This window comes from Peribacillus sp. NPDC060253, assembly GCF_042727425.1.
GTDB lineage: Bacteria > Bacillota > Bacilli > Bacillales > DSM-1321 > Peribacillus.
The window spans coordinates 1-9,873 of sequence record NZ_JBHXAS010000148.1; the positions used below are offsets into that span (position 1 = coordinate 1).

Consider the following 9,873-nt stretch of genomic DNA (forward strand, 5'->3'; position numbering starts at 1 on the left):
AATTATTATATACTATCATGATTAGACAACCAGATTTTGTAACAAAAGAAAGAGTAGATAAAGCATTTGAAAATGTTGAAAAAAAGAAACCTCATCCATTTCTAAATGATGTAAAGTTCGGTACATTTCGAGATGGTTTATCTGTCCAAATGCTTCATGTAGGTCCATATGATGAGGAACCTCAAAGTTTTAAATTAATGAATGAATTCATAAAATATAATAATCTTGAAAGAACTTCATTACAACATAGAGAAATATATCTTTCAGATTTTAGAAAAGTTGAACCTCAAAATTAAAAACTGTTTTGAGATATAAGGTTAAGCCAATAGAATAGCATAATCTCATTACTACTAACATGCATTCAATATGGGCGTAAACAGTAGAAGTTATAGCAACGCTGCCATGACCTAATCTTTTCTGAACATATTTCATTTTTTAGCGTCATTTGAAATATCTAGCTAATCCAAAGGAGGTAAGACCTCATTGTTCAAGAAGGTGCTAGGAGAACCGCATTTATGACAATACCCAACATTTGAAGGGAGAATATCAAGGAAATAGACGCATCCAACTTATATAAAGAATTGATTCATGTTTCATCTGTTTCGGGATCTATCGCTGAACAACTACTTGAAGAACAAGACTGATGGCACCTTTAATGCAGCCTGTTATAATTCGCCGTCAAAGGAAGCATGAAGCTGAACAAGCCTATCAAGGGTTTAGTAGAGAGGGGATTTGAGGTGGTTTCCCCTCTTAAACAGGTATATCCTCAAATTGAACCGTTTCATAATCTTACATTTAAGCAAAGACGGTTCCCTGTAGAGGATATTGCTTCTCCTTGGATTGCCAAGCTGAGAAGAGTGATTGAATAGAACTGAATTAAAAGGTGAGATGCAATGAATGCCCAGTGATAGGGCTTGCAAATTATTCTTTATTAAAAATGAAATTTTAACTTTGTCATAAACGTTTTCTCAATTTTTTTATGCTTAGGATAATCCAAAGAAATGGCAAGTATAAAACAAGAAAGCTCACGCTGTATGGATTGATTAATTTATTTAATATGTCTAAGGCTTCGAAATCAAAAAGAAATATATTGATAAGTAATATGATTATGGACATTGCCCACAAGGGATACTTTTGCTGGACATTGAATAAGCGCTTGACCCCCCTGCTGGCTGCCCACAAAGGAATGACCATGTTGGGTATGATAACGAGGGTCCACCAAGAAATGGTTATGTATTCGAACCGTTGAATAAAGGGAAATTCAATAATACTGGACAACGATAGGGTTGGCCATAGGGTAAGGACCAACATTTTCTGTGAATAAAAAGCTTTTGAAACAACATAAATAAATAAGATCAATAACGTAGTGGCTAAGGCTCCTCCATGAGCATACTTTTGTGTTTTTTCAGCATTTTTGATGAATGGATAAAACATCAAAATCATTTCAAAACCAAGCATTGATAATGAAGTTGTTCTAGTTCCTTTCATTATTTCCAATAATGTATGATCAAAAATTGGGAGAAGATGGGTGAAATTAGCGTATTTTAAACTATATAATAAAGGTACAAATAAAATCCAGTATGAAGCTATTATAGTTACAAAGGTAATACCCGTAACTGATCGGAATCCTCCCGTAATTATATAATAAATCAGGGTCAGGAAAACCAAAGCAAACACCCAAGAGGGTACCTCGTCAAACATCCAAACATGTATGACATTTATATAGCCGATTAGGATCGTCGTGCCAAGGACAAAAAAGTAAAGAATGAATAAGAGACTGAAGAAAATTCCAATCCATTTACCAAATGCATGATGATTAGCGGAAATGATATCACCAGGAACCATACTGAAAATCTTATATATAAGCCAAATTATTATTTGAACAGCTAGTCCGGCTAATATGATGGAAATCCAGCCATCGGTTCCAGTAACCTTAGCTAAATCTCTTTGAAAACTCAACACGCCTAATCCTGTTTGCATGGAATGCACTAAAAAAAACACATAAAATGGTGATACCTTATACTTTTCATTAACACCTGCTTGGTTCATAAAGGTCCCTCATTAGTATTACTCATATATTAATAATCTGGCTTTTACAAGTGAAATCTATTCAAAAAGAATCTGTTTTGTTGTGAAATTTGAGGTGGGTCATACTTAGTCGGCAAGGTTTGTGGTGGACATTGACCATGTCTCCATGAGTTATTATACATTTCTACACTTCACATTATTATTAATTAGGTCAATTAGAGATTATGAAATGTAATGAAAAGTGCACTAGTTTGAATGCCCCTTTTCCATCCTGGTTAATATGCATAAATGTGCTACCTTGACACAAGAAAAGTAACTATCCGAGTGCTAGAATAGTTACTTTCGAAGAGGAAATATATAAAGAGTTGAACAACACATTCAAAGAAAATGCTGGAGGTTTAGGTTCCAATGAAAACCAATTGGTTGCCTACCAAAAGAAAAATAGTTTGCGAAATACCTTAACCTTAATCTTAACATTAGCCTTAACTTCAATTTCTTTTTTACTTTTTCTGCTCATTTTTTCCTCACCTTTCTATATGACATCAAATATTTTATGTATGTTGGACAAGTTATGACACGGCATGATTAAAAGTATTTAATATTTAGCATTCGACAGAAACCATTGTAAAAAGGTTAAGAGTCTTAACTATACGTTCAAAATGCAGAAGTCAAATGGAGGTTCCAACGATATGGGTTATTCCGAGAAGAACAAGAAACTACATTGGTTTTTGACAATAGTACCGGTAAGTGGAATGTTTACTCTACTGTGCCTAAACACATTCGAAAACTCTCTAATTTAGCAGAGTGATTCGTCATAGAGTCACAGGCCAACGTGATCCTAGTACAATTTTTTTACCTTCTGATCCCACAGCTGTAACGACTCCTGTCAAAGCCGTCCTGTTATCAAAAAAGCTCTCGATTTGGGGATTAATTTTTTTGATACTGCGAATATCTATTCAATGGGTGAAAGTGAAAAAATTCTAGGTCGTGCATTGAAGGACTATACAAAGCGCGATGATATTGTCCTTGCAACAAAGGTTCATCAAACAATGCGTCCTGGTCGTCCTAACAGCGGCGGTTTATCTCGTAAAGAAATTATGACCGAAATTGATCATAGTTTGGAGCGCTTGGGAACAGATTATGTAGATTATATATTGTTCATCGCTGGGATTATGACACACCAATTGAAGAAACTATGGAAGCTCTACATGATGTAGTTAAATCAGGAAAAGCTCGCTATATTGGTGGTAGTGCTATGTATGCTTGGCAATTCTAAAAAGCGCAACATGTAGCAGAACATAATGGCTGGGCGAAATTTGTCTCCATGCAAAACCACTATAATATGATTTACCGTGAAGAAGAGCGTGAAATGATTCCATTCTGTCGTGATGAAAAAATTGCGATAACACCATACAGTCCACTCGCATCAGGCCGTTTGACTCGTGATTGGTCAGAAACTTCTCTTCGTTCTGAAACAGACATGGTTCAACATTCAAAATATGATAGTATGATGAAAGTTGATCGCGGCATCGTAGAACGATTGGCTGAAGTCGCAAAGAATCATGGGGTCACTCGTGATAAGATTGCGTTAGCTTGGCTTCTTAATAAGGATCAGATTGTTGCACCTATCATAGGTGCCCAAAAAGAAAGCCATCTTGAAAGTGCAGTAGCTGCACTTGATATTCGGTTGACTCCTGATGAGATGAATTATTTAGAAGAGTTATATGTACCCCATCCATTAGTAGGGGCTCTTCCAGATCCAAAATTCAATAAATAAAAAAGTTAAACAAAATGAATCGTAGAAATAAGGAACAATACATTCTTTCCTTTAGGTCAAAAAGTTACCGATAATTTCATTAATGATGCATATCTTTCCATGACCTTTATGGATCCCAAACCTCTAAACGCGCCAATTGGTAACGTAACATTCGCTACAAGTGCACGAAAAAATTGGCATGTGCATGAAGTCTTTCAAGTACTGCTGGTTACAGGAGGAGAGGGCTGGTATCAGGAAGAAGGAAAAACAGTCTATTCTTTATTTACATAAAAATAAAGAAAAACGCACCTGTTTAGTGACAGTGCAGTGATTAATTTGATCTTAAACCCAAATAACCCCGTTCAAGTAATTATGAACGGGGTTAAATATTTCCTTATGATATACTAATTTTTTTAATTTCAACTATAATAAAGTCGCTTAAGATCGGCAGCTGCAAATTGGAACATGAAAATAATGATCAATATTGATGTTGCCGTTTATGGAACGATTCCCGTATACATTTTCTACTGTCCACTGATTATCCCCTCATTGCTAAAAGGAAGGGATAGTAGAACTTAATCCATTAGTTGAATTTTAATCCTTTTTTTCATGGGACCTTTATTTTGAATTTTCATAATGGAAAAGTCTTTAATTTCAGTTGTGTTGTTGACGTGGGTTCCGCCACATGCTTGCTCATCAATATCGTTTATTTGAACGATTCGAATTTCGTTAAGAGAAGCTGGAAGTAAATTAATTACCGTCTTAATAGTACCTTCTTTTTGCTCGGCTTCATCTCTATTTAATATTTTCGTATAAACATTATGTGGCTGTGTCAATATCTTCTTTATTGATTGTTCTAGTTGATCAAATGGTATTTCCTGTATTATTTCAGGAGAAAAGGACAGCTCTAATCTCGCATGATCTTTTTCAATTTGACTACTTGTAGCTAAAGCATTGTAATATTGATATAAATAACCTGAAATGACATGCAATAATGTGTGGTACTGCATATTCTGAAACCGCCAAGACCAGTCAATCTGCATCTCTACTGTTTGATTAGTGTCCTGTAATGGACGTTCAAGTTCGTGAATAATTTCTCCATCTATTTTTTTTACTGTTAATATATTATAGGTTTTATCACCTTGTTTAATAATCCCTCGGTCACAAGGCTGTCCACCGCCACCAGGATAAAAAATCGTTTGATTAAACACAACAAATTGTTCTTTTATTGAAACAATATTTGCCGTACATTCTTTTATATAACTATTCTCTGCATATAACTCTATCGTTGCCATTTTTTTCTCCTGTAGTCGCCTTAATATCTTCTACTAGCATTTCAACATGTTCTTTTTTCGTAGACCAACTAGTACAAAATCTCATAGCACTGTGTGTAGCATCGACTTTTTCCCAGAAGGAAAATGAATACTTTTTGCCTAATTGCAAAATTACATCATCCGGCAAAATGGGAAACTGCTGATTTGATGTAGAATCATATCGTAATGAAAATCCATTTTCAACAAATGCATCTCGAATCTTGATTGCCATTTCCACGGCATGATTAGAAATTTCATAGTATAATCCATCTTCAAATAAAGTTTCAAACTGGATCCCCAAAAGTCTTCCCTTAGCCAATAATCCTCCCTTTTGCTTGATAATATATCGGAAATCCTTTTTCAGGGCATCATTTATGATGACTACTGCTTCACCAAACATCGCACCAACTTTAGTTCCGCCAATATAGAATACATCACATAGACTTGCAATATCTGCCAAGGTTAAATCGCTATCCATTGAAGCCAAACCATATCCTAATCTAGCGCCATCCATTACCAATGGCAAACGACATTCCCGGCAAACTTTACTTAATGCTTCCAATTCGACTTTACTATAAGTCGTTCCATTTTCTGTAGGGTTAGAAATGTAAACCAAGCCTGGCTGTACCATATGCTCATGAGTGACATCGTTCCAATGAGCATCATATAAATCTTTCACCTGTGCTGCTTGGATTTTCCCATCATCACTTGGTAAAGTAAGTATTTTATGACCCGTTGCTTCAATTGCGCCAGATTCATGTGCTGCTATGTGACCAGTAATTGCTGAAACTGCACCTTGATGCGGGCGCAAAATGGAAGCGATAATAGTTGTATTCGTTTGTGTTCCTCCTACTAAAAAGTGTATATCTGCATTCGGAGCATCACATTCTTTTCTAATGTAAGCCCTCGCTTTTTCACAGTGTTCATCCACTCCATATCCAGGTGTTTGTTCTTCATTGGTTTCTATTAATCGTTCTAGAATTCGCTTATGAGCACCTTCTGTATAATCATTTTCAAATCGTATCATCCTGTAATCCCTCCAAACTATCCAATTTCTTCTGAATGAACATCATAGAAGTATGGATTTCTTTAATTTCTTTTTCTGATAATCCTCGAAATAAATTCATTACTTGTTCATTAGATTTTTCATTAATCTGGTTAAAAATAGTGATTCCTTTTGGAGTTAATCGAATCAGACTAGTTCTGCTATCCAAGGTCGAATTTTCCTTGATAACTAATCCATCTTTACTTAGCTTGGCAATTATTCTACTCATATAGCTACGATCAATTTTCAGTTTATCAACTAGATTATTGGCTATACACTGCTCCAATAAACCGATTTCTAAAAGTACCCTTGCCTCTGTGAAAGAATATCCGGTATCCAAAATATGCTTATCAAATAAACCAAGAATATTGGTATAAAACCTATTGAATTTCCGAATATCTGCAATAGTATTATTATTTATACTCATTGGAAGCTCCTTTTTTTAGTGGACTATATCAACTAAAACTTTAGTTTAATTAGTGGACTTTGTCAACTTTTTTTAGTGAAGAATAAATCGTTATATACTATCCCTCCATTTTCAATTTCTTCGATTTCAGGGGTGAAGTATTTTTAGTTAACATACACAACGGCCTTTTAACTAAGGGACTTGTCCATACCATATTTTTGATAATGCATACAGTAATAATATGTTCATTTTTTATAACTTAAAATAAACGTGGAATGGAGAATCTTGATGGCCAATGGATGTAACCAGAATCCGATAGGGGAGTGTTCGGAAGCTGAAGGAATAAATACAACTGCTAATGGGACAGCCTCACATGCAGAAGGAATGAATACAATTGCCAACGGGTCTGCTTCCCATGCAGAAGGAAGTACTACAACTTCAGGTGGGAACGCTACACACACGGAAGGGTTTAATACCGAAACAACAGCTGATACGGCACATGCAGAGGGATCTACTACGACAGCAAGCGGGATAGCTTCCCACGCGGAGGGATATCTAACTACCGCCAGTGCAAATACTTCCCATGCGGAAGGAAGTGTAACAATTGCGACGGGAAACTCTTCCCATGCGGAGGGGTTCCAGACTGCGGCGTTTGCTGATACGGCACATGCAGAGGGATCTACTACGACAGCAAGCGGGGTTGCTTCCCATGCGGAAGGTTTTGCGACGCATGCAAGTGGAGTCCAATCGCATGCAGAGGGAAATAATACAACAGCAGCTGGAGCTAATTCGCATACAGAAGGATTGAATACACAAACAACGATTAGCGGTGTTAACGCGCACGCAGAAGGAGAAGGGAATACGGCTAGTGGCAGGGCCTCCCATGCGGAAGGAGGTGGAGTAGATCAAATAGGTAATCCAGCACCTACCTTAGCAAGTGGGGATGGTGCTCACGCAGAAGGCATAGGGACAACCGCTAGTGGACCTGCTGCACACGCAGAAGGATTCAATACATCTGCAAGTGGTTCTGTTGCCCATGCCGAAGGAGTTGGTACAATCTCCAATGGAATTGTTGCTTCCCATGCGGAAGGAGTCAATACAACTGCTAGTGGATTTGCTGCTCATGCCGAAGGGTTAGGCACAATTGCCAGTGGAAATTCTTCTCATGCCCAAGGGGAGGGCTCTATCTCCAGTGGGCTACGATCTCACGCGGAAGGACAAAGTACAACCGCCAGTGGGGAAGCTTCTCATGCCGAGGGTAGCAATACAAACGCTACTGCAACGGATTCCCATGCAGAAGGATTTCAGACTACCGCCAGTGGATTTGCGTCCCATGCCGAAGGCCAGTCAAGAGCTTTTGGGTCGACGTCCCATGCGGAAGGCGCTTCGCTAGCTAATGGAGGAGTTTCTCATAGTGAAGGTTTGTTTACAACTGCCAATGGAGACCAATCGCATGCAGAGGGAAATAATACAACAGCAGCCGGAGCTAATTCGCACACAGAAGGATTAAATACGCAAACAACGATCAGCGGTGTTAACGCGCACGCTGAAGGAGAAGGAAATACGGCAAGTGGCAGGGCCTCTCACACAGAAGGCGGTGGTGTGGACCTACCTTGGTAATCCTGCTCCCAATTTTGCTAGTGGACAGAGTTCACATGCTGAGGGAATCGGAACAACTGCAAGTGGGTTTGCTGCTCACGCGGAAGGGGGAACCGAAGATATTACGTCCCTATCTGGTCCGCAAGCTATGGGGGATTTCTCTCATGCAGAGGGTATTAGCACCTCGGCCAGTGCAGAAGCAGCTCATGCGGAAGGAAGTTCAACACAGGCCTTAGGTCCAGCATCGCATGCGGAAGGAACGAATACAATTGCGAATGTCCAAAATGCACATGCTGAGGGGAATGGAACTTTCGCTTTTGGTGTGAATTCTCATGCCGAAGGATCGAGCACCAATGCAAGTGGGTTTGCTGCTCATGCAGAAGGTAGCGGATCCACTGCAAGCGGAGATCATTCACATGCGGAGGGAGAAAATACGGTTGCTTCTCAAACAGCGGCCCATGCAGAGGGAGGAGGAAGTACCGCGAGTGGAATTGCTTCCCATGCAGAGGGAACAAATACGAATGCTTTTGGGATATCCTCTCATGCCGAGGGGAACAATACAGATGCTAATGGAGACAGTTCTCATGCGGAAGGCCAAGGGACGCAAGCCAACGGAGCAATTTCTCACGCAGAAGGGAGTCAGACACAAGCACAGGCTCCTTTCTCCCATTCAGAGGGTCTAAATACGATCGCAGCTCAAACTGGTTCTCATATTATGGGGCAAAATGGGACCACACGCTTCCCTTTTTCCTGGCATTTGGCAAACGGTCTTGCTGTTGGGCCAACGTTAAATTCCGCTGTAATCGAAGGGGCGACAGGAAATCTCTACCTCGACGGTGTTGTGTTGTCTCCTGCTGCAGCCGATTATGCTGAAATGTTTGAAACGGTTGATCGAAACCCAATTGATGTTGGCTACTTTGTTACTTTCGATGGTGCAGGTGATAAAATACGTAAAGCGAATGCTGCAGATCAGTATATTCTCGGGGTAGTGAGTGCAACTCCAGCAATGATTGCGGATGCAAGTGATTTGCGCTGGCACAACCTCTTCGAAAAAGATGAATGGGGCAGGATACAATACCATGAGGTGGTTGTACCCGAAATGAAAAATGCTGATGGAACAGTAGTACAACCAGAGTTTACAAAAACAGAACCAATATTAAATCCTGAATGGGACGCTTCAAAAGAATATATCCCACGTTTGCAAAGACCTGAATGGGTTCCTGTTGGTCTTTTGGGAAAACTTCTGGTTCGGGATGACGGTACATGTCAGCCGAATGGATATTGTAAACCTAATAATGAAGGGCTTGCAACAGCAGCAGATCATGGATACAGGGTTATGAAGCGTACGGGACCAAATCAAATATTAGTGATGCTTAACTCTATTCCTTCAATAAAAGAGATTGATATTGTTGAAAAGTTAGAAAATCTAGCAAAATTAAAAGTACAAGGATTTCTAACAGATGAGGAGTTTCAAACGCAAAAACTAAAATTATTATCGTTATAAAAGCCTGCCCTATAAAAAAACAGCCTGTTCACACGAACATGGCTGTTTTTTTAAAGTAAATCAAAGTTAGGTCTAACATTTTTAACTATCACGGTAATATCATTATCATCATTAGATTCCATTTGACCGATTCGGAAATCCTCACTAGCAACATAGCTACCTTTTATCTCCTGAACCCAAACGTATGCCGTAATGGCTGCTCTCCAACGCACCCATCATGAC

General features: G+C 38.9%; 7 protein-coding genes and 1 pseudogene. 4 read left to right on the forward strand and 4 right to left on the reverse strand.

Going from position 1 to position 9,873, the window contains the following annotated elements; genetic code table 11:
• The coding region (locus tag ACFWE9_RS23765; protein WP_377359113.1) for a GyrI-like domain-containing protein at nt 1-296 on the forward strand (296 nt) is incomplete at its 5' end.
• Between the two features lie 658 nt (nt 297-954).
• Here ACFWE9_RS23765 and ACFWE9_RS23770 read toward each other — a convergent pair.
• Entirely contained in the window at nt 955-2,049 is a 1,095-nt protein-coding gene (locus ACFWE9_RS23770; protein WP_377359115.1) for a GerAB/ArcD/ProY family transporter, read from the reverse strand.
• A gap of 857 nt (nt 2,050-2,906) precedes the next feature.
• Between ACFWE9_RS23770 and ACFWE9_RS23775 the strand changes: the two are divergent.
• Nucleotides 2,907-3,805: pseudogene (locus tag ACFWE9_RS23775) on the forward strand (aldo/keto reductase); the annotation flags it as partial.
• Nucleotides 3,806-4,359: 554 nt separating this feature from the next.
• On the opposite strand, the gene ACFWE9_RS23780 reads toward ACFWE9_RS23775, so the two are convergent.
• From ACFWE9_RS23780 to ACFWE9_RS23790, 3 genes are read right to left on the reverse strand one after another with little or no spacing between them, the layout of a single operon-like run.
• On the reverse strand, nt 4,360-5,079 hold the full coding sequence (locus ACFWE9_RS23780) for an alanyl-tRNA editing protein (RefSeq protein WP_377359117.1): 720 nt from the start codon (nt 5,077-5,079) through the stop codon (nt 4,360-4,362).
• Nucleotides 5,048-6,124 carry a threonine aldolase family protein gene (locus tag ACFWE9_RS23785; RefSeq protein WP_377359119.1) on the reverse strand — a complete coding sequence of 359 codons (1,077 nt, stop codon included), beginning with the start codon at nt 6,122-6,124 and terminating at the stop codon, nt 5,048-5,050. The genes ACFWE9_RS23780 and ACFWE9_RS23785 overlap by 32 nt, the downstream gene beginning before the upstream one ends.
• Nucleotides 6,111-6,569: a MarR family winged helix-turn-helix transcriptional regulator gene (locus tag ACFWE9_RS23790; RefSeq protein ID WP_230159550.1), complete on the reverse strand. Its 459-nt coding sequence runs from the start codon at nt 6,567-6,569 to the stop codon at nt 6,111-6,113. Before ACFWE9_RS23790 ends, ACFWE9_RS23785 begins: the two co-directional genes overlap by 14 nt.
• 267 nt (nt 6,570-6,836) lie before the next feature.
• On the opposite strand from ACFWE9_RS23790, the gene ACFWE9_RS23795 reads away from it, so the two are divergent.
• On the forward strand, nt 6,837-8,168 hold the full coding sequence (locus tag ACFWE9_RS23795) for a serine-rich family protein (protein ID WP_377359122.1): 1,332 nt from the start codon (nt 6,837-6,839) through the stop codon (nt 8,166-8,168).
• Nucleotides 8,149-9,651, forward strand: coding sequence for a peptidase G2 autoproteolytic cleavage domain-containing protein (locus tag ACFWE9_RS23800; RefSeq protein ID WP_377359124.1), 1,503 nt, complete (start codon nt 8,149-8,151; stop codon nt 9,649-9,651). Before ACFWE9_RS23795 ends, ACFWE9_RS23800 begins: the two co-directional genes overlap by 20 nt.
• Nucleotides 9,652-9,873: the final 222 nt, after the last annotated feature.